The following is a 19783-nucleotide window of genomic DNA, read 5'->3' as shown; positions in this document are numbered from 1 at the left end:
GTTGTCGCTGGATTATCATGAGACCAGCGCTGACCATTCGGCAAACCAGTCCCGTAATAAATCGGCGAGCCACAACGACAGCCAGATCGCCCCAAGTTGCAAAAACAGGCCAAATGCAACGGTGCGCCGGAAGGGTTTATTGTTTTGGCGAAATGCGATCAGAATACGAACAATGGCGTTTGCGCTTAATGCGGCAGCTAACGGCAGCGCACCGTCTGCCGCCGAAATTTGCCCCGCAGCCACGAGTGACGCCAAAGCAACCGTTGCAGAATTTGTGCTGACCAATCCCGCGAGTGCGACCGAGGCCAGAACAGCAGTGTTCCCGAAAAAATCGTTAAGCGTTGCAGACACCACCATGACAACCGCAACAATCAACGCAAATCCCACGGATCCTTTGACCGAAAAAACCTGCGACGGCAATTCCAGTGCTGATGGAGCTACGTCGCGGCGCATCGCCAGAAAGAAAATCGCAGCGCCGTGTAGTGCGGCCACAAGGCCCGCCGAAAACAGGATCGGAAACCCCATGGTAAACATCGCAGGGCTAAGCGCTAATAGGATGATGCCTATCTGTATCAGCGAAGACACCGAAGACAGTGTCGCCCCCGCAGCAGCACTATTTGCATCGTCCGGCTTTTGATTAGCATGATTTCCCAACGCTAGAATCGTTGACGTGCTGGACACAAAACCGGACAGGAACCCGCTGACCGGCAAACCGAGACGTGCGCCGATGACCCGTGTTGCAACATGTCCCGCAGCACTAATCATCATAATAACCACAACGATAATGAACAATGTGCGCGGATTTAATGCGCCTCCCGGGCCGACATCAGTGTCGGGCAACAGCGGCAGTATCACCAAAACCGCCACACCCAGAATCAGCCCGTCGCGTAGCTCGACCGTGGTGAGAACCGACCGGCTGAACGCGTGCAGCATATTGCGCGCAGCAAGCAAAGACGCGATAACCACTGCAATAGCCGCCGCAAAAAATGCGGTTTCAGTGGCCATAGCGCCAAGCAGGACAACCGACACAAGCGCCAGACTGGTCGTGAAGCCGACGCTAGAGTCGGACTGTTGGGTCACCGAGACGATACGGGCGGCGGCAACAACAATAACCGATACCATGACCAACGGCACACCGCCCGTCATCATGCTGATCGCACCAATCAACGAGGCCAGCGCAAATGTGCGCACACCCGCCGATGCCCCCTCGCTTTGCAAATGAACGCTCCGTTCACGCTCGATTCCAATCAGCAGCCCGATTCCAAGCGCTTCAATCAGGGTGAAAAATGTTTCCGGGTCAGTTTCCATCAGGCTGTTCTCGCAGGAGTTTCTGGCGCGACACGACTGTCATGCCCAATCTTTCCGCATTTACGGCTTTGCAGCAAGCGTGACAATACTGCAAAAGGATGGACATCCCGCCATCGCAGGCAGTCTGCCTGTCAGGATGTCCGGTGCGTAAAACCGCATCCGGCCGCCGCAAACACTCCGAGAAGCCGTATATTTTGGAAAGATACGCCAGATCTCAATGATGTATCCCTTACAGGCTACCTTACCAACAGCTTACCAGCACGGTGCTTTCTGCGGCACGCATCGTCAGGCTTTCGGGCGGCATATACGCCATTGTATCCGTAGTTTGCACCGCGATCCCTGCGCCTTTTAGCGAGGCCAAAATCTGCTCTGAATCCACCGCAAAACTCACCTCCGGCGGCAAAACCTGCCCGGCTGTCACAACACGCGGCAGCAACATCCCCAACACAGCACCGCCATTGTCATACACAGGCCCGCCCGCGTCACCCTCTTTTGCAGTCAACGACAGACGCTTCACATTCTCTTCACCATTCAACCCGCGCAGATCTGCCAAGCGGCCAAACGTCAAAGAAGGCGTCGTCAACACACCACCATAAGGATAGCCCGCAACCGCAACCTCGGCCTGTAAACGCGGCACACCAGTCTGGAACATGGCTACATTCATCGGTGCCAAGGCCGCCACAGGACGCAGCACCGCCAGCCCAAGTGTCTCGTCACGATGCACAACACTCATATCATGCTCGCTATCAATAGTGATGGTTTCACAAGACTGCACCGCTTGTAGGGTCGTTAAAACCTGCCCGGCATCATCAATATAAAATCCCGTGCGCGACAGCTTGGGCTTGCGTACCTGCAACCCGCCGATCAGATCAATCGCCTGATCCTCGCTCGGGGTCGCCAGCGCAGGGTCCAAAACACCGTCAATCGTCACAAAACTTGCCAGCATCTCACTTAAAATCCGGCGCCGCCGCTCGTCATCACCCGACGGCCAAACCAGACTAAAGCCCTTGATTGCACCATTATCCAGCTTGGCAAAGGTATAAGAATGAATGCCATTGCCGACCCCTTCCAACGTGAACGACGTATTACTGCGGCTCCGCTCACCCTCAGGCGGCACAATCGCCAGCGTTTGTAAAATCTCGTATAATCCGAACAAACGGTTCTGATCGCCTTCCTGCGAGATCAACAATACCTGTGCGTCGATATCACCCTTGGGATCAAAGCGCACAAACGGCGGCTCATACGACCCGAACGCCACAACACCTGTCGGGATCAACATCTCGATACCGGACGCATCATCACGCACCAGCTGCAGGTTCATTCCCTCAAGCACCGCGTTGTAATCTGACAACAATCGGGCCCGCTGCAAAGTCGTCAAAATCCCGGTTGGCTCAAAACTCTTGGCCTCTTGCCATGCCCGCATCGACGCACGCGTCCCACGGCCATAGGCGCCATCAATCGCCGCCTCATAGAAACCCGCCCACTGTAACGCGGTCTGTAATTCCATACGGGCACCACGGTCCAACAACGCCTCACTCGCCCGCGCTTCTTGGGCTGTTTCATCCATGACCGGCGTTATGTCAGCCACTATCGCTTCAATTACAGGGGTGATCTGCACAGGCAATTCCGACGTCTCGACAGGCGGGGTCACGACACCAGCCAGCGCATCAAGCGGCGCACCCGTCACCGCACTGGGCAAAGGCTGTGCCGTAGTCTGCGCGCCAACCCCGATGGGATAAAACTGCTGACGAAACCGCGACCCGTCCACAATATAACTGTCGTCGGGAATTGCACCGCTTAGACGCAACTGGCGCAACAGTGTTTCCGCATCGTCGGGTGAATAAGGACCTAAAGCCACGCCATACCAACGGCCCCCTAGGAAAAACCCGCTGACATTCTCTAACTGCGCCGCGTAAACACGTGCACGCGCCTGCGCCGTAGCCAAAGTGGGATGCGCCTCGACTTGCACCCATGCGGTGGATTGCGCGCTGGCCGTCACGGAAGACAGGGCCAGTAGAAAAACAGCGAAAAATACCCGGATCATGGGAGCCTCAATTTGGAAAATACAAAGAATCTTTTTAGAGTTTGGCGGAAACTAGCAGAACAAGAGGATCATGCAGTATCAATCAACATGAAATCGTTAAGAATTAACCACCAGTGGCCTAATTGACCCTTTGGCCGCACCCCCGTAAGAGGTGATAAGCAAAAAACGAGGGTGACGATGACCGATAAGCCACGCAGTTTTCAGGAAATCATCCTGCGGCTCCAATCTTACTGGGCCGCAAACGGCTGTGCAATCCTGCAACCCTACGACATGGAAGTGGGGGCAGGGACGTTTCACCCTGCTACAACTCTGCGCGCTTTGGGCGATAAACCTTGGGCCGCGGCCTATGTGCAACCCTCGCGCCGCCCCACCGACGGGCGCTACGGCGAGAACCCGAACCGCCTGCAACACTATTACCAGTATCAGGTCATCATCAAACCTAGCCCCCCCAACTTGCAAGAGCTCTATCTCGGCTCGCTCAAAGCCATCGGCATCGACGCCTCTCTGCACGATATCCGCTTTGTAGAGGACGACTGGGAAAGCCCGACATTGGGCGCTTGGGGCCTCGGCTGGGAAGTCTGGTGCGACGGCATGGAAGTCAGCCAATTCACCTACTTCCAACAAGTCGGCGGCCATGACTGCAAACCCGTCCCGGGCGAATTGACCTACGGCTTGGAACGCTTGGCGATGTATGTGCTCGCATGTGACCACGTCATGGACATGCCGTTCAACGACCCAAGCTCAACGATTCCAATGACCTACGGCGATGTCTTCCTGCAAACCGAACAGGAGTACGCCCGCTGGAACTTCGACGTGGCCGACACGGACACGCTGCTGCAGCATTTCAAAGATGCCGAAGCCGAATGCGCCCGCATCCTCGACCAGCCCGCCATTGACCCAAAAACCGGCAAACGCATCATCATGGCGCACCCCGCCTATGATCAATGCATCAAGGCCAGCCACGTCTTTAACCTGCTCGACGCGCGCGGCGTAATCTCCGTGACCGAACGGCAAGCCTACATTGGCCGCGTGCGGACCTTGGCCAAAGCCTGCGCCGACGCATTTGTTCAAACCACAGCTGGCGGATACGCTGCATGATCGCGCGCATAATGATATTGGGGACACTTGTGATAGCATTGATAGCAGGGGCCGCACTCTACTACCTTCAGGTCTACGCCTATTACGACGATGTCTCAGCAAATGTTGAAAATGTGCAACTTACATCGATATCAACCGGCGAAGCCGAAGGTATATTGTTCGAAAACATCAAGGCCATCGATAGCTCATCCAGCCCACTTCGCTTCCGTGCCTGCTTTGACACAGGGTTGTCGCTGGCGCTTCTGACCGAAACTTATGAAATCTACGACGATGCCGAGCCGCGCGTTGCCCCCACATGGTTCGACTGTTTTGACGCCGAGCGAATCGGTGCCGACCTTGAAGAAGGTCAAGCCATAGCCTTCCTTGGCACCCAAAACGTGCAATACGGCATCGACCGCGTCATCGCCGTCTACGGCGACGGGCGCGCATTCGCGTGGCACCAAATCAACTTCTGCGGCGAGGTCGTCTTTGACGGCAACCCCACACCCCCTGAATGCCCTCCAGCACCCGAAGGCCTGAACTGATGTCTGATCTCCTGATTGAACTCTTCTCCGAAGAAATCCCCGCGCGTATGCAGGGCAAAGCCGCCGCAGACCTGAAAAAACTGGTCACTGACGGGCTGGTCGAGGCTGGCCTCACCTACAAATCCGCCGCCGCCTTCTCCACACCGCGCCGCTTGACCCTCTCCGTCGAAGACCTCCTGACGGACAGCAAACCCACACGTGAAGAACGCAAAGGCCCCAAAGTCGGCGCACCCCAGCAAGCTATCGATGGCTTCCTGCGCGGCGCTGGCCTGACCATGGACGACCTCGAGATCCGTGACGACAAAAAAGGCCAAATCTACTTCGCCGTCACCACAAAACCGGGCCGCAAATCCGCCGACATCATCGCCGAAGTTTTGGAACAAACCATCCGAAACTTCCCATGGCCGAAATCCATGCGCTGGGGCACAGGCACGCTCAAATGGGTCCGCCCATTGCACTCGATCCTGTGCATCTTGACGGACGAAGCAGGCACCGAAGTGGTGCCGTTCGACGTGGACGGTATCTCCTCTGGCAAGCAAACCCGCGGCCACCGCTTTCTTGCACCAGACGCATTTAACGTAACAAATTTCGATGATTACGAGGCGAAGTTAAAGCGCGCATTCGTCATGCTGCGTGCTGACGAACGTGCCGACATGATCTGGCACGACGCCACCAATCAAGCCTTCGCACTTGGCCTGGAAGTCGTCGAAGACAAGGGCTTGCTGACTGAGGTCGCAGGCCTCGTCGAATGGCCCGTTGTCCTGCTGGGCCAGATCGACCCGACCTTCTACGCGCTCCCCGCCGAGGTCCTGAAGACCTCGATGAAAGAACACCAGAAATTCTTCTCCGTGCGCAACCCGAAAACCGGCCAAATCGAACGCTTCGTGACCGTCGCCAACACCACCACTGCAGACAACGGCGCGACCATCCTCAAAGGCAACCAGAAGGTCCTCTTCGCACGGCTTTCTGACGCCAAATTCTTCTGGGAAAACGACCTGCGTATTGCCAAAGCAGGCATGCAACCTTGGCTCGACAGCCTGTCCAACGTGACCTTCCACAACAAACTCGGCAGCCAAAAAGAACGCATCGAGCGCATCATCGCACTAGCACGCGAAATCGCCCCCATCGTCGGCGCAGACGCGGATGAAGTCGCAGAAGCCGCCCGCATCGCCAAAGCTGACCTATCATCGGAAATGGTCTACGAATTCCCCGACCTGCAAGGCCTGATGGGCCGCTACTACGCAATCGAGGCAGGCCTCTCCGACGCCATCGCCGCCGCCGCCCAAGACCACTATTCCCCCCTCGGCCCCTCCGACGACGTGCCAACCGCACCCGTCTCCGTCGCCGTAGCACTCGCCGACAAAATCGACACCCTCACAGGCTTCTGGGCCATCGACGAAAAACCCACAGGCTCCAAAGATCCATTTGCCTTACGCCGCGCAGCATTGGGTGTGATTAGGTTGGTGTTGGAGAATGAGCTGCGCTTTGATCTATACAGCTTGATCAAGAGTAAGACTGCTCATCCGTATTGGCCACTTGATTTGATGGAGTTCATTTCTGCTAGGCTTGAGCAAGTATTTAAGTCGGAAGGTATTAGCCATGAAATTATCGGAGCTTGTCTTCACTCTGACAACGATCGGCTTTCTGAGGCAAGACAGGCCGTAAAAGATGGCATGTCTGACAGCATTCTAGATCAGCCGTTTCCAGAGACTGATCTGTTTCTGATAGCTCAGAAAGCCAGAGCACTGAAAACAGTGTTGGCAACCGACGACGGCGTTAACCTGATCCAAGGGTTTAAACGCGCCAACAACATCCTGACCCAAGCCGAAGAAAAAGACGGCGTCGAATACTCCTACGGGGCCGACATCAAACACGCCGAGGCAGGCGCGGAAACCAACCTGTTCAACGCCCTCGACGCAGCCGAGGCCACAATCACCCCCGCCATGAAAGCGGAAGATTTCAGCACAGCCATGACGGCAATGGCAGGCCTGCGCGGCCCCATCGACGCCTTCTTCACCGACGTGCAAGTCAACGCCGATCAGCAAGTTGTGCGCCGCAACCGGCTTAACCTTTTGTCGCGTATTCGGAAAATCTGCCTCTCGGTGGCCGATTTGACCCGTATCGAAGGCTAGACGCCCTTTACCTGAACGGCATTCGCACATTATGCTGCACCAACAGAATAGGTGGTGCTGCAGTGCAGAATGAATTTAAATGCGAACCCGTCACCCTGATCTCCCCGACCGCTCTTATGTCGGCGGCGGTCCATGGGGGGCGGGCGAAATGCCTGCAACGTCTGGTGCGGCTCAATATGCCCGTGCCTGTCACCGTGGCCTTGTCTTTCAACGCTGTGCACGAAATCGCTATCGGGCAAATGCCCGACATGGATGCGATCCTCGGCCACTTTGACGACACGCCTCTGCTCTCCGTGCGCCCCTCTAGCGAAGACCCCGATTGGGGCGGCCCAAGTGCGATCCTCAACATCGGGATGACCAGCAAACGCCACGCCGCAATGTGCAAAACCATCGGCAAATCCGCAGCCACCGCACTCTATATCAAATTCGTGCGCTCCTTTGCGGTCCACGTCTCGCGCCTTGATCCAGACGCTTTTGACATCCCCAAAGACGCGGATGAAAACACGCTCGCGCGGATGCTCGAAGCCTACGAATTTGAAACCGACGAACCCTTTCCGCAAAGCGCTGAAATCCAGCTTGGCGAAGTTTTGCGCTCCATGGCGCGAGCATGGGACGGCACTACCGCACGGCTCCTGCGCCAAGCCAAAGGCGCTCCCGCCGACGCTGGTTTGGGCCTCGTCGTGCAAGCCATGGCACTCGGCGTCGGCGAAGCGATCAGCGGATCAGGCGTGATCCAGTTCGTAGATAGCGCCACAGGCATGCCGCAAATCACAGGGCGCTACTTGGGCCAAAGCCAAGGCCGCGACGCCTTGGGCGACGGAAAACGCGCCCTCTACCTTACCAAAGACGACCGCGGCCCCTCACTCGAGGACCGCAGCCCCAGCATCTTTGCCGAACTGATCGCCTACGGCAAAACCTGCCGCGAAAAACTGCGCGAAGAAATGCAGGTCGAATTCACCATCGACAACAACAAGCTTGTCATCCTCGACGCGGTCCGCGTGCAACGCGCCTCGCGCGCCTCGGTGCGCATCGCCGTGGCCTTGGCCCAAGACGGCATCATCCCGCGCGAAGAGGCCGTGATGCGCGTCGAACCCTCAGCCCTGTCAGAGCTGCTACACCGTCAGGTCGACCCCACAGCCAAACGCGAAAAAATCGTCTCGGGCATCGCCGCCAGCCCCGGTGCCGCCTCGGGTCAGATCGTCCTGACCGCAGCCGAAGCTCAGGCCAGTGCCGCGCGCGGCGAACCCTGCATCCTCGTGCGCCGCGAAACCACACCCGAAGACATCCGCGGCATGCACGCCGCTGTCGCCGTCCTGACCATGCGCGGCGGTATCACCAGCCACGCGGCCGTGATAGGACGCGGCCTTGGCGTGCCCTGTGTCGTTGGCGCGTCCGATCTGATCATCGACCGCAAAACCCAAGAAATCGTCGCGCCAGATGGCCGACGATTCGCAACAGGCGCGTTGATCACCGTTGACGGCACCACTGGCGAGGTCCTCGCAGGCGCGCCCGCGATGGTCGAAGCGACTCTCGATCAAACCTTCCGCACACTGCTCGATTGGGCCGACGATTCGCGCGATATCGGCGTGCGCGCCAACGCCGACACCCCCGCAGACGCACAAACTGCGCGGAATTTCGCTGCTGAAGGCATCGGATTATGCCGCACAGAGCACATGTTCTTCGAAGGCGACCGCCTCGGCGTCATGCGCGAAATGATCTTTGCAGGCAGCAGCGACGATCGCCGCGCCGTCCTTGATCGATTACTGCCCATGCAACGTAATGATTTTGCAGCGCTTTTCAGGATCATGAAAGGGCTGCCCGTCTGCATCCGGCTCTTCGATCCACCGCTTCACGAATTTTTACCCTCCGGAAAAGCGGGCTTGCGCGACCTCGCAGAGCAACTTGCACTACCCGTTAACGTCGTCACAGACCGCGTCGCCGCGTTGACCGAATACAACCCTATGTTGGGCATGCGCGGCGTGCGTTTGGGCATCGCTCTGCCTGAAATCTACGAAATGCAAGCGCGTGCAATTTTCGAGGCGACCGCCGAAGTCACCGCAGAAGGCGTCACAATCGCGCCCGAAATCATGATCCCTCTTGTCAGCGCGATGCGCGAAGTCGAACTGGTCAAAGCACAGATCGACGCGGTCGCTGCCACCGTGCGTACCAAAAAGAACGTGCCTTTCACTTACCGGCTTGGCGTGATGGTCGAGACCCCGCGCGCTGCCCTGCGCGCCGAAGATATCGCCAAAAATGCGGACTTTTTATCTTTTGGAACAAACGACTTAACCCAGATGACCTACGGTCTGTCGCGCGACGATGCAGGGCGGTTCATGTCGGCCTATGTGCAAAAAGGGGTCTACGCTGAAGATCCGTTTCACACCCTCGACGTCGAAGGGGTAGGCGAGCTGCTCTCGATCGGTGCCGCACGCGGGCGCAAGGGCCGACCGGGCATCACCCTGTCAATCTGCGGCGAACACGGCGGGACACGCTCGGCCATCGATTTCTGCCGCGCACAGGGGTTCGACTATGTGTCCTGCTCGCCGTTCCGCGTTCCCGTCGCGCGGCTTCACGCGGCGCAACTGGCGATTGCGGCCAAATTCTCCGGACAGGCATGAAATAGCGCAAAATTGCTGCGCTGCAGCATAGGGTGGACGGATCAGTTTAAATCGCCTAGGAATGCCACGCCAGCGTGGGGCTTACCGCGTGACGCTATGGACCCTCGAAATGAAAACGACATTTGGAACGATTTTGAAGTCTGCCGTGACGGCAACCCTGTTGACTGCGGCACCAGCCGCATACGCTGACGAGGTTATCTCCAGCCGCCTGAGCGCCCTTTTGGGGCAGGAACGCCAGTCTCTCTCCGTTGTTCCAGATGCGCGCATGACCGCGCTGACGAGCTTGCCACCCGCCGCCGAGCGCGATGTGCAAAGCGCCGCACAAGACCTTACCTATGACCGCTCGTTCCTTGCTGCCCTGCCAACCGCATCAGGCGGCGAGCAATGGCGCTGCCTATCCGAGGCGCTCTATTTCGAAGCGCGCGGCGAAACCGTCAAAGGCTTGTTCGCCGTGGCCGAGGTCATCATGAACCGCGTCGATAGTGCATCCTACCCCAATTCCGTCTGCGGCGTGATCAATCAGGGCACAGGGCGCAAATATGCCTGCCAGTTCACCTATACCTGTGATGGCATCGACGAAGTGATCAACGAGCCTACCGCATTTGCCCGCGTCTCAAAAGTCGCCAAACTGATGGTCGATGGCGGCGAACGCAGCCTGACTGACGGGGCCACACATTATCACACAAAAGCCGTGAACCCGTCTTGGGCCAGCCGCTTCCCGCGCACCGCGACCATTGGCGTTCACCACTTCTATCGTCAGCCAACCCGCTCCGCCTCCAACTAAGCCGCGACAACACGTCAGCGGAGTGCTTGCATGGTGTCGTCTTGGCAGGTATGCCGCAATGACCTTGCGAGTGAGTAGCCCATGACCGACGACATCCGCCTTGCATTCTCCCATCCCGCAGAGCGGGCAGAGGCCAGCGCCGCAGCACCCTGCGACCGAATCTCCCTGCGCGACTATACCGTCGAGGTTGAAATCGGCGCGTTCCAGCTAGAGCGCGGCACATTACAACGGGTGAAATTCAACATTGTCGTCGAAGTCACACCGTTGACGGGTCCCATTGACGACGATGTCGACCGGATCTTGTCCTACGACCGCGTGACCGAAGCTATTGCAACTGAACTCGACGCCGAACGCATTAACCTGTTGGAAACCCTTGCCGCCCGCGTGGCCGAACGCATCTTGCTGGAACCGCAAGCAGAGCGGGTCTTTGTGCGCATCGAAAAACTGGACCGCGGCCCCTTTGCCCTCGGGGTTGAAATCGTACGGTCGCGCGATGGCGCCTCCCACGCAGGCCAGACCCACGTTGAAGCACCGCACCCACGTGTGCTCTACCTGACCAATGCCGCCACCACCTCACCGCATCTCACAGGCTGGATCGATGCCCTCGCGGCCAAAGACGCGCCGTTAATCATCTGCCTTGGGGCCTCCGATCTTGCTGTGCCACAAACCGGCCACGCCATGACGCAACGGCGCATCGATCTGCTGGCGATTGAACAAAATGCGTGGGCTGTCGCCGCCCGCGATCATCGCTGCAAAGTGGTGGAAACGCGCACCGAACTCGACTGGGCGATGAAAAATGGCCAGATTTGCATCTGGGCGCCCTCAAAGATCGTGCTCGACGCCGTGGACGGTCCCGCCGCAGGACCACGCGACGCGCTCGCTGTCGCGATGTGGTTCGCCCACGAGATGAAAGCCCATGAAGTGGTCGTGATCGGTGCAGAGGCCCCCGCATCCGACCTTGCCGTCGTCGCTCATCCCTTGGACCGCGCTCACCTTTCATGACAATCTATTACCGCCCGCTTTTACAAATGTCCGGCCCGATCCCCTCCGGCGCATATATTTTGGGCTGGTGCTGGTTTGATCAGGTCGAGGTTCTGCAACGCAATCTCCCCGCAAAAATCGTCGCCGCAAATTCCATCCCGCAGGACGTTCTAGCAAAACTTACCACGCCGCGCGTTCCTATCGCTGGCATCTCCCTGAATGCCCCACGCCTCATGGGCATCCTCAACGTTACCCCCGACAGCTTTTCTGACGGTGGGCACTTTAGTGACATCTCCGCTGCGACAACTCACGCAGCAGCCATGATCGCGTCCGGTGCCGACATCCTCGACATCGGCGGCGAGAGCACACGGCCCGGTGCACAAACCGTTGATAACGCAGTCGAGATCGCCCGCACCGCTCCCGTGATCCGCGCCCTCCGCGCAGTCACCGACACCCCCATTTCCATCGACACCCGCAAAGCTGACGTCGCGCAGGCCGCTCTTGCCGCAGGGGCCAGCCTCATCAATGATGTCTCGGCCATGACCCATGACCCCGCCATGGCACAGGTCGCCATAAACGCTCGCGCACCAGTCTGCCTGATGCACGCAAACGGCACGCCGCAAACCATGCAAATCGACCCGATCTACGACAACGTGCTGCTCGACGTCTACGACGCCCTCGCCACCCGCATCCAAATTGCCATCGATGCAGGCATTGCGCGCGAAAACATCATCGTCGACCCCGGTATCGGCTTTGGCAAAACCCAAACCCACAATCTCACGCTCCTGCGCGGATTATCGCTTTTCCACAGCTTGGGCTGCGCGGTCCTCTTGGGGGCATCACGCAAAAAGTTTATCGGAACCATAGGGCAGGCCGCAACAGCGTCAGACCGGACGGCAGGCTCGGTTGCAGTGGCGTTACACGGCGTGGCGCAGGGTGTGCAAATTCTACGGGTCCACGACATTTACGAGACAAAACAGGCAATACGCCTGCAACTGGCAATAGCGGAGCAGCAATGACACGGAAATTATTTGGCACCGACGGCGTGCGCGGCACGGCCAACACCTACCCGATGACTGCCGATATGGCGTTGAAAATTGGGTGCGCCGCTGGGCGCTATTTCCGCAATGACGGATCCAACGGCCACCGCGTGGTGATCGGCAAAGACACCCGTCTCTCAGGCTACATGTTTGAGAACGCCCTGACCGCCGGCCTGACCAGCACTGGCATGAATGTGCTGCTGCTTGGCCCCGTGCCAACACCCGCCGTAGGCCTTTTGACGACCTCCATGCGCGCCGATGTGGGCATCATGATTTCGGCTAGCCACAACCCGCACCACGACAACGGCATCAAATTCTTTGGCCCGGACGGCTTCAAACTCTCCGACGAGGCCGAAAGCGAAATCGAATACCTCTGCTCCAGCGAAATCGAACCTGCCCAATCCAACAACATCGGTCGCGCCAAACGGATCGACGACGGCCGCTTCCGCTATGCCGAACGGATCAAAACAACGCTGCCCCACGGGATGCGCCTCGACGGACTAAAGGTCGTGATCGACTGCGCCAACGGTGCCGCCTACAAAGTCGCCCCAGAGGTCTTGTGGGAACTCGGCGCCACCGTGATCCCCATCGGCGTGTCGCCAGACGGCTTTAACATCAACGCAGGCTGCGGCTCTACCGCGCCACAAACTGCCGCTGAGACCATCATCGCCCACGGCGCTGATGTGGGCATCTGCCTCGACGGCGACGCCGACCGCGTGATGATCCTCGACGAAAACGGCAATGTGGCTGATGGCGACCAGCTCATGGCGCTTATGGCCGACCGCTGGGCGGCGTCCGACCGTTTGCAAGGCGGCACTCTGGTCGCAACCGTCATGTCAAACCTCGGGCTGGAACGGTTCCTTAATGCCAAAGGCCTCAACCTTCTGCGCACCAATGTCGGCGACCGCTACGTTGTCGAGGCGATGCGGGCAGGGGGCTACAATCTGGGCGGCGAACAATCGGGCCACATCGTGATGACCGACTATGCCACCACAGGCGACGGACTTCTCGCAGGTCTGCAATTTCTCGCGGCCATGATCCAGACCGGACAAAAAGCCAGCGCACTCACCGCCAGCTTTGAAACCGTGCCACAAATGCTTAAAAACGTGCGCTATGGTCTTGGCACCGACCCAATGGACGCCGCAGCGGTGAAAGCCGTGATCGCAGATTCCGAGATCAAACTGACAGGCAAAGGCCGCCTGCTCATCCGCAAATCAGGCACCGAACCCCTCGTGCGGGTCATGGCCGAATGCGAAGACGCGAACCTTTTGGCGCAAGTCGTGAACGACATCGTGGCAGAGGTCGAACGGGCGGTTTAACCGCGCCCGAAAATGCGGCGTAAACTGCCCCACTGGCTGATCATGAGCCCCGTCATGATCAGCGCCAGCGCCACGAAAAACCTTAGCGGCAACAGCTCTGACAACACAAACGCGCCAAAAATCATCGACCAGACAGGCACTTGGTAATTCACCAGCGTCATGAACACCGCCCCCGCCGAGCGGATCGTTGTCACGCGCAACAGCGCTGCCAATGCTGTCGGAAATAACCCCAAAAATATGATCGCTATGGTCGAGGTGCGATCCGTAACCGCTGGCACGCCCTCAATGATCAACATCGCCGGGATTAGCGTAACACTGCCCACCACCAACAGTAATGCGGCCAAGGTGATTGAATCAATCGGCGGACAGCGCCGCGTCATCACACTCGAAATCGCATAAGATACGGTCGCTGCAATACAGGCGATCTGGCCCAATGGCGCAAGTCCCGTGCCAATCTGCATGACCGAAGGGCCAATCAAAACAGCCGCCCCGCAAAACCCCAAAAGCACACCCGCCAGATTGCGCGCACTCAACTTCTCGTCAGTGAAAACATGCGCCAATGGCAACACAAACAACGGCAGCGCCGCCATCGAAATCCCCGCAAACGCCGAGGGCACATAAAGCTGACCCCAACTCAATAGCGAAAACGGCAGGGCAGTATTCAACACGCCGATCACCGTGAGATATTTTACCATGCGGGCATCAAACACCGGCAGCGGGCGCTTCATGACAGCCATCAGCCCCAACAATGCAATCGCCCCCAGCGTGGTGCGCGCGCAAGCAACCGTCAGCGGTCCGTAACCACGCAAGGCGATCGACACGACCATAAATGTGCCGCCCCAGATTACGCCCAACACCAAAATCGAAAGCCAGTTCTGAAGGGTAGGTTGCTGCATCTTATCTCCTATGCGCCTCTTTGATCAGAGGCGCATAGGTTTGTCTATCAGGTCAATTCAAAACCTGTGGCAGATCAATCGACAGCAAAGATCACGCCAACCTGATCTTCATCACCGTCATCATAGACTGCAGTGCCAGTCCCGCCTGCCAATAGACCAGACGCGTTGGTCCCCATGAAATTACCGTCAATGTCGATATTAAACTCTCCAGAGCCCTCGGAATGGCCGAGTGTCCCGATCATAGTCCCGCCACATGCGGTGAGTGCAAATGCAACTGGAATGGCAATTAAAACTAAGACACAAAAAATGCTTCCTTATTAAAAATAGCATAAGAAAAGCTAACGTGGAACTTTTGTAACGACAGGTTAATTTTAGGTAAGCTTTCCAAATTTAACCTATTGTTAACAAAGAAAACCTTACCCGCGGATAAGGTTACACAAAAAAAGGGCCCCCGTAGGAGCCCCTTTCAAATCACACAAAATGCGACTTAGTTCTTGGCTTTATCAACCATTTTGCCCGCAGAAATCCATGGCATCATGTCGCGCAGCTTGCCACCCACCACTTCGATCTGGTGCTCGTCATTCGCACGGCGGGACGCTTTAATTGTTGGTTGACCAACAGCGTTTTCGAGCATGAAGTCACGCACGAATTTACCGGACTGAATGTCGCTCAACACGTCTTTCATGCGCTGCTTGGTCTCGGCATAGGGCAAAATGCGGGGGCCGGACACATACTGGCCATATTCCGCTGTGTTCGAGATCGAGTAATCCATGTTGGCAATGCCGCCTTCATAGATCAGGTCCACGATCAGCTTGGTTTCGTGCAGGCACTCGAAATACGCCATTTCAGGCTCGTAACCGGCTTCCACAAGTGTCTCGAAACCCATGCGGATCAATTCGACGATACCGCCACACAAAACAGCCTGTTCGCCGAACAGATCGGTTTCGCATTCCTGACGGAAGTTGGTCTCGATGATGCCGGACCGACCGCCACCGATGCCAGAGCAATAAGACAGGCCGATTTCCATCGCCTTACCCGTGGCGTCAGTATGCACCGCAACCAGACAAGGCACACCGCCACCCTTGGTGAATTCGCCACGCACCGTATGACCGGGGCCTTTTGGCGCCATCATGATCACGTCGATACCGGTTTTTGGCTCGATCAAGCCGAAATGCACGTTCAAACCGTGTGCAAAGGCAATCGCGGACCCTTCCTTAATATGGTCTTTAACATATTTAGTATATGTCTCGGCCTGCAACTCGTCGGGCATCGTGAACATAATCAAATCACACCACGCAGCAGCCTCGGAAATGCCCATAACCTTCAGGCCTTCGCCTTCGGCTTTCTTGGCAGATGGCGATCCTTCACGCAGCGCCACAACAAGGTTCTTGGCACCACTATCGCGCAGGTTCAGCGCATGGGCGTGACCTTGGGAGCCATAGCCCAAAATGGCCACTTTTTTGTCTTTGATAAGGTTAACGTCGCAATCACGATCATAATAAACGCGCATAATGGGGATTCCTTTGTTTCGGTTTCTGGGGATGGGTATAACCGGCATTAACGCGACTTGCGAGGCGAGCGCAGCACATATTCGTGACCAAAAGAACCTTGTTATGCGTTAGCTTATAAAATATCGTTGTTTTTATGCTAGATAGTGACGCCCGCGCGATTTTGCGCCATCTTCAGAATGATCCAACGCTCACCGTGCCCGATCTTGCGGCTCTGACAGGGCTGACGGGTGGCAAGGTCAGTCGGCGGTTGGAAAAATTACAGGCCGATGGGGTTTTGCTAGGCCAGATGGCAGTAATCGACTGGGCCGCGTTGGGCTATACAGTGCGGGTCTCGCTGCGTGTGACCTTGGATAAAACCGTGCCGCGCGCCTTTGATGAATTCCTCGCCGCGGCGCGGTTGGTGCCGGAGGTTCTGGAAATCCAAACATTCCTCGGCCGTGTCGATGTGCGCCTGTCTTTGATCGCGCGAGACCTGATCGATTACCAACGCATATACCGCGAACAGATCCTGACACTGCCACATATCGCAGACATCGAGGCGCTGATGACGGTCGCCGAGGTCAAATCCGACCGCAGGTTGCCGTTATGATACTAGATGACCTCGACCGCGATATTCTTCGCGCATTGCTGAAAGATGCCAGTCAATCCGCCAGCCAGCTGGGGCGCAAATTCGGCCTTAGCCAGCCCGCCATGTGGCGCAGAATAAAACGCCTTGAAGACGCAGGCGTGATCGCAGGCCGCAGACTGTTGCTCGACGCAGAAAAAGTAGGATTTAGTGTGACGGTTTTTCTAGGCATCAAGCTGGCCACTAAAGGCCGGGTCAGCCTTGAAGATTTCGAGCGCACAGTCGGCGCTATTCCAGAGGTGCAAACGGTCGAACATGTGCTGGGGCTTTATGATTATCGCCTGCGGGTGGTCGCGCGCGATTTGGCCGATTTCGAGCGGGTTTTGCGCCGCCGGATAATGACAATGCCCGGTGTGGGGCAGGTCGAGGCGAATGTGCTGTTGAGTGAAGAGCGGTTAAGCGGACCGCTGTGAAATAGGCTTTGCAAAACAGTGGGGCAGCGCATAGCATTTTGATCAATATACAGATGGAGTATTCAAAATGACCAATGCCCGCACACCCGTTGATCCAGATGGCTTGATGGAGTTTTCCGTGGTTTTCACCGACCGTTCACTGAACCACATGTCCAAAGCATTTCAATCGGTTATGACTGATACTTCAACCATGTTGAAGGAAGTCTATAATGCGGACGCGGTGGCCTTGGTCCCTGGCGGCGGCACCTTTGCAATGGAGGCTGTGGCGCGTCAGTTTGGCGCAAACGCACATGCATTGATCGTGCGAAACGGTTGGTTCTCTTATCGTTGGTCACAGATTTTTGAAGTGGGTGATTTCGCGGCAAACACGACGGTTTTGAAAGCCCGTCAGGCGGGTAATGACACCCGCGCGCCTTTTGCCCCTGCGCCGATTGAAGAGGTTGTGGCGGCCATTCGTGAGGCCAAGCCGGACGTGGTTTTTGCGCCGCACGTAGAGACAAGCGCGGGCATGATTTTGCCTGATGATTACCTGAAAGCAATGGCTGATGCGGCACACGGCGTTGGTGCGTTGATGGTGTTGGATTGCATTGCCAGCGGCTGCATCTGGGTCGACATGAAAGCGACGGGTGTGGATGTGTTGATTTCTGCGCCGCAAAAGGGCTGGTCGGCAACGCCGTCCGCTGGATTGGTAATGATGTCGGACCGCGCCGCAGAGCGGTTAGAGACCACCACGTCTGATAGTTTTGCGATGGATTTGAAAAAGTGGCGTGCAATTATGGTGGCTTATGAGGGCGGCGGGCATGCGTATCACCTGACGATGCCGACAGATGGGCTACGTGCGTTCCGCGATACGATGGCAGAAACTAAGGACTACGGGTTTGAGAAATTGAAAGCTGCCCAGTGGGATTTGGGCGGCAAAGTACGTGCGATCCTTGAGGGTAAAGGCGTGAAGTCTGTCGCCGCCGACGGCTTTCAAGCGCCGGGTGTTGTGGTGTGTTATACTGATGATGCGGGCGTGCAAAACGGGTCGAAATTTGCGGCCCAAGGCATGCAGATTGCGGCCGGCGTGCCGTTGCAAGTGGGCGAGCCCGATGATTTCCGCACGTTCCGTTTGGGCCTGTTCGGCCTGGATAAATTGTATGATGTGGACGGCACAGTGGCCCGCATGACGCCTGTATTGGACGCGGTACTTTAACCTTTTGCGCCGAGGCCCAATTCCATCAACTTACGGCGCAGGGGTCCTGCGCCGTAGAGTGCTTTTATCCCTGCGGCGCGCAAGTCTTGTATCAACGGGCTGCCGGCGATTGAGGCGCGGTTCAGTGCGTCGATGCCTGTGATCCGCAACTTAATGTCGCCGTAGCGCGCCTTTTGGTAGGCGTCGAGCATGGCTTGACTGCCGAGGTCGTTGCGATGATTTTCGGCCAGATCAAGCAATGAACTCAAGTCATTAAGAGACATGTTCAATCCTTGTGCGCCGATCGGGGGCACGACATGTGCGGCCTCTGCGACAAGCGCGGTGCGCGGGCCTGTTATTGCGGTGGCAGCTTGGGTGATGATCGGCCAGACGCTGCGTTTTGTGGCCAAGGTGAGTGGGCCATAGGTGCCTGCGGAGCGGTCGGTGGCGGCGGCACTAAAGGCGTCATCGTCGAGCGTCATCAGATTTTTGATTTTAGGTCCTGCGTCCATCCAGACTACCGAGGAGCAGGGTTTACCCATGTGATCGGGCAGTGGCACAAGGGTAAAGGGGCCGCCTGCGCGGTGGACTTCGGTGGAGATATTATCGTGTGGTGCATTGTGGGTCACCGCAAATACGATTGCTTTTTGCCCGTAACGTGTTGTTTTAATGTCAATATGCGCGGCGCGGCGCACGGGTGATCCGCGACCGTCTGCGCCGATCACAAGTTTACATTTCACGGATGTGCCGTTCGTCAGCCGCACCAGCGCGTAGGACGTGCGCGCGACCATGTCACCAAAAGCGACGCCAGACAGGAAGGTCACGTTGGGCAAATCGTTGAGCCGCGCCAGCATTTCGCGCCGCAGCAACCAGTTGGGCAGGTTCCAGCCGAATGGCGCGTCGGACATGTCGCTGGCGTCGAAGTCGGCGGTGGTGCGCACCGCACCGTCTGCGCCGCTGGCGTCCACGATCCGCATGATTTGCAAAGGCGCGGCATGGGGCGCAAGCCTGTCCCACAGACCTGCGCGGATCAGGAAATCACGGGCGGGTTGCAGGAACGCGGTGGTGCGCAGATCGGCCCCGTCTGTCGCACTATCGGTGACGGGCGGAGTGGGGTCGACGATCAGGGTCTGAAAGCCAGCTGTGCCAAAGGCGGCGGCGGCGGTAAGACCTGCCACGCCCCCGCCTGCGATGATGATGTCTGTATCAATTCTGTCCATGATTTCTACATAGGACGGTGTGCGGGTCTGGGGAAGGGGGTAACGCAAGCTGCGACAATGGGTCGGTATCGCTTGCGGGCGGTATGTTTGCGCGGC

At 57.5% G+C, this 19783-nt stretch carries 17 protein-coding genes; 11 read left to right on the top strand and 6 right to left on the bottom strand.

Annotated features, from left to right (window positions below; translation table 11 throughout):
- Window positions 1-15 precede the first annotated feature (15 nt).
- On the bottom strand, window positions 16-1308 hold the full coding sequence (locus ACXLHR_RS08230) for an MgtC/SapB family protein (RefSeq protein WP_458790983.1): 1293 nt from the start codon (window positions 1306-1308) through the stop codon (window positions 16-18).
- 241 nt (window positions 1309-1549) lie between these two features.
- Entirely contained in the window at window positions 1550-3352 is a 1803-nt protein-coding gene (locus ACXLHR_RS08225) for a trypsin-like peptidase domain-containing protein (RefSeq protein ID WP_458790982.1), read from the bottom strand.
- A gap of 177 nt (window positions 3353-3529) precedes the next feature.
- Here ACXLHR_RS08225 and ACXLHR_RS08220 point away from each other — a divergent pair, with 177 nt between their 5' ends.
- From ACXLHR_RS08220 to glmM, 8 genes are all read left to right on the top strand, one after another.
- Window positions 3530-4450 carry a glycine--tRNA ligase subunit alpha gene (locus tag ACXLHR_RS08220; RefSeq protein WP_458790981.1) on the top strand — a complete coding sequence of 307 codons (921 nt, stop codon included), beginning with the start codon at window positions 3530-3532 and terminating at the stop codon, window positions 4448-4450.
- On the top strand, window positions 4450-4974 hold the full coding sequence (locus ACXLHR_RS08215) for a DUF6446 family protein (protein ID WP_458792505.1): 525 nt from the start codon (window positions 4450-4452) through the stop codon (window positions 4972-4974). The genes ACXLHR_RS08220 and ACXLHR_RS08215 overlap by 1 nt, the downstream gene beginning before the upstream one ends.
- Window positions 4974-7106, top strand: coding sequence for a glycine--tRNA ligase subunit beta (gene glyS, locus ACXLHR_RS08210; RefSeq protein WP_458790980.1), 2133 nt, complete (start codon window positions 4974-4976; stop codon window positions 7104-7106). Before ACXLHR_RS08215 ends, glyS begins: the two co-directional genes overlap by 1 nt.
- A gap of 116 nt (window positions 7107-7222) precedes the next feature.
- Complete coding sequence (locus tag ACXLHR_RS08205; RefSeq protein ID WP_458792504.1) at window positions 7223-9724, top strand: putative PEP-binding protein; 2502 nt, start codon at window positions 7223-7225, stop codon at window positions 9722-9724.
- A 109-nt stretch (window positions 9725-9833) separates the two neighbouring features.
- Window positions 9834-10508: a cell wall hydrolase gene (locus ACXLHR_RS08200; protein WP_458790979.1), complete on the top strand. Its 675-nt coding sequence runs from the start codon at window positions 9834-9836 to the stop codon at window positions 10506-10508.
- An 81-nt stretch (window positions 10509-10589) separates the two neighbouring features.
- Entirely contained in the window at window positions 10590-11510 is a 921-nt protein-coding gene (locus tag ACXLHR_RS08195; RefSeq protein ID WP_458790978.1) for a dihydroneopterin aldolase, read from the top strand.
- A complete protein-coding gene (gene folP, locus ACXLHR_RS08190) occupies window positions 11507-12508 on the top strand; it encodes a dihydropteroate synthase (protein WP_458790977.1) in 1002 nt (333 codons plus the stop codon). Before ACXLHR_RS08195 ends, folP begins: the two co-directional genes overlap by 4 nt.
- Window positions 12505-13848: a phosphoglucosamine mutase gene (glmM, locus tag ACXLHR_RS08185; RefSeq protein WP_458790976.1), complete on the top strand. Its 1344-nt coding sequence runs from the start codon at window positions 12505-12507 to the stop codon at window positions 13846-13848. The genes folP and glmM overlap by 4 nt, the downstream gene beginning before the upstream one ends.
- Here glmM and ACXLHR_RS08180 read toward each other — a convergent pair.
- The 3 genes from ACXLHR_RS08180 to ilvC all read right to left on the bottom strand — a co-directional run bounded on the left by ACXLHR_RS08180 (window position 13845) and on the right by ilvC (window position 16254).
- Window positions 13845-14744, bottom strand: a complete 900-nt coding sequence (locus ACXLHR_RS08180) for a DMT family transporter (RefSeq protein ID WP_458790975.1) — start codon at window positions 14742-14744, stop codon at window positions 13845-13847. The genes glmM and ACXLHR_RS08180 overlap by 4 nt on opposite strands.
- Before the next feature lie 74 nt (window positions 14745-14818).
- Complete coding sequence (locus tag ACXLHR_RS08175; protein WP_458790974.1) at window positions 14819-14986, bottom strand: hypothetical protein; 168 nt, start codon at window positions 14984-14986, stop codon at window positions 14819-14821.
- A 245-nt stretch (window positions 14987-15231) separates the two neighbouring features.
- A complete protein-coding gene (ilvC, locus tag ACXLHR_RS08170; protein WP_458790973.1) occupies window positions 15232-16254 on the bottom strand; it encodes a ketol-acid reductoisomerase in 1023 nt (340 codons plus the stop codon).
- 134 nt (window positions 16255-16388) lie between these two features.
- On the opposite strand from ilvC, the gene ACXLHR_RS08165 reads away from it, so the two are divergent.
- From ACXLHR_RS08165 to ACXLHR_RS08155, 3 genes are all read left to right on the top strand, one after another.
- Window positions 16389-16844 (top strand): Lrp/AsnC family transcriptional regulator, encoded by a 456-nt coding sequence (locus ACXLHR_RS08165; RefSeq protein ID WP_458790972.1) that lies wholly within the window; start codon window positions 16389-16391, stop codon window positions 16842-16844.
- Entirely contained in the window at window positions 16841-17293 is a 453-nt protein-coding gene (locus ACXLHR_RS08160; protein ID WP_458790971.1) for an Lrp/AsnC family transcriptional regulator, read from the top strand. Before ACXLHR_RS08165 ends, ACXLHR_RS08160 begins: the two co-directional genes overlap by 4 nt.
- 67 nt (window positions 17294-17360) lie before the next feature.
- A complete protein-coding gene (locus ACXLHR_RS08155) occupies window positions 17361-18488 on the top strand; it encodes an aminotransferase class V-fold PLP-dependent enzyme (RefSeq protein ID WP_458790970.1) in 1128 nt (375 codons plus the stop codon).
- Here the strand turns inward: ACXLHR_RS08155 and ACXLHR_RS08150 are convergent.
- Window positions 18485-19687 (bottom strand): UbiH/UbiF family hydroxylase, encoded by a 1203-nt coding sequence (locus ACXLHR_RS08150; RefSeq protein ID WP_458790969.1) that lies wholly within the window; start codon window positions 19685-19687, stop codon window positions 18485-18487. The two genes, ACXLHR_RS08155 and ACXLHR_RS08150, sit on opposite strands and share 4 nt — an antisense overlap.
- Window positions 19688-19783: the final 96 nt, after the last annotated feature.

The sequence above is a fragment of the Yoonia sp. MH D7 genome, from assembly GCF_054439475.1.
Note: the sequence above shows the minus strand (reverse complement) of the source record. Positions and strands in the feature narration are given on the sequence as shown.

Coding starts and splice junctions, on each gene's coding strand:
- ACXLHR_RS08230 (WP_458790983.1), bottom strand. CDS start 1,308: ATGGAAACTGACCCGGAAACATTTTTCACCCTGATTGAAGCGCTTGGA.
- ACXLHR_RS08225 (WP_458790982.1), bottom strand. CDS start 3,352: ATGATCCGGGTATTTTTCGCTGTTTTTCTACTGGCCCTGTCTTCCGTG.
- ACXLHR_RS08220 (WP_458790981.1), top strand. CDS start 3,530: ATGACCGATAAGCCACGCAGTTTTCAGGAAATCATCCTGCGGCTCCAA.
- glyS (WP_458790980.1), top strand. CDS start 4,974: ATGTCTGATCTCCTGATTGAACTCTTCTCCGAAGAAATCCCCGCGCGT.
- ACXLHR_RS08205 (WP_458792504.1), top strand. CDS start 7,223: ATGTCGGCGGCGGTCCATGGGGGGCGGGCGAAATGCCTGCAACGTCTG.
- ACXLHR_RS08200 (WP_458790979.1), top strand. CDS start 9,834: ATGAAAACGACATTTGGAACGATTTTGAAGTCTGCCGTGACGGCAACC.
- ACXLHR_RS08195 (WP_458790978.1), top strand. CDS start 10,590: ATGACCGACGACATCCGCCTTGCATTCTCCCATCCCGCAGAGCGGGCA.
- folP (WP_458790977.1), top strand. CDS start 11,507: ATGACAATCTATTACCGCCCGCTTTTACAAATGTCCGGCCCGATCCCC.
- glmM (WP_458790976.1), top strand. CDS start 12,505: ATGACACGGAAATTATTTGGCACCGACGGCGTGCGCGGCACGGCCAAC.
- ACXLHR_RS08180 (WP_458790975.1), bottom strand. CDS start 14,744: ATGCAGCAACCTACCCTTCAGAACTGGCTTTCGATTTTGGTGTTGGGC.
- ACXLHR_RS08175 (WP_458790974.1), bottom strand. CDS start 14,986: ATGATCGGGACACTCGGCCATTCCGAGGGCTCTGGAGAGTTTAATATC.
- ilvC (WP_458790973.1), bottom strand. CDS start 16,254: ATGCGCGTTTATTATGATCGTGATTGCGACGTTAACCTTATCAAAGAC.
- ACXLHR_RS08165 (WP_458790972.1), top strand. CDS start 16,389: ATGCTAGATAGTGACGCCCGCGCGATTTTGCGCCATCTTCAGAATGAT.
- ACXLHR_RS08160 (WP_458790971.1), top strand. CDS start 16,841: ATGATACTAGATGACCTCGACCGCGATATTCTTCGCGCATTGCTGAAA.
- ACXLHR_RS08155 (WP_458790970.1), top strand. CDS start 17,361: ATGACCAATGCCCGCACACCCGTTGATCCAGATGGCTTGATGGAGTTT.
- ACXLHR_RS08150 (WP_458790969.1), bottom strand. CDS start 19,687: ATGGACAGAATTGATACAGACATCATCATCGCAGGCGGGGGCGTGGCA.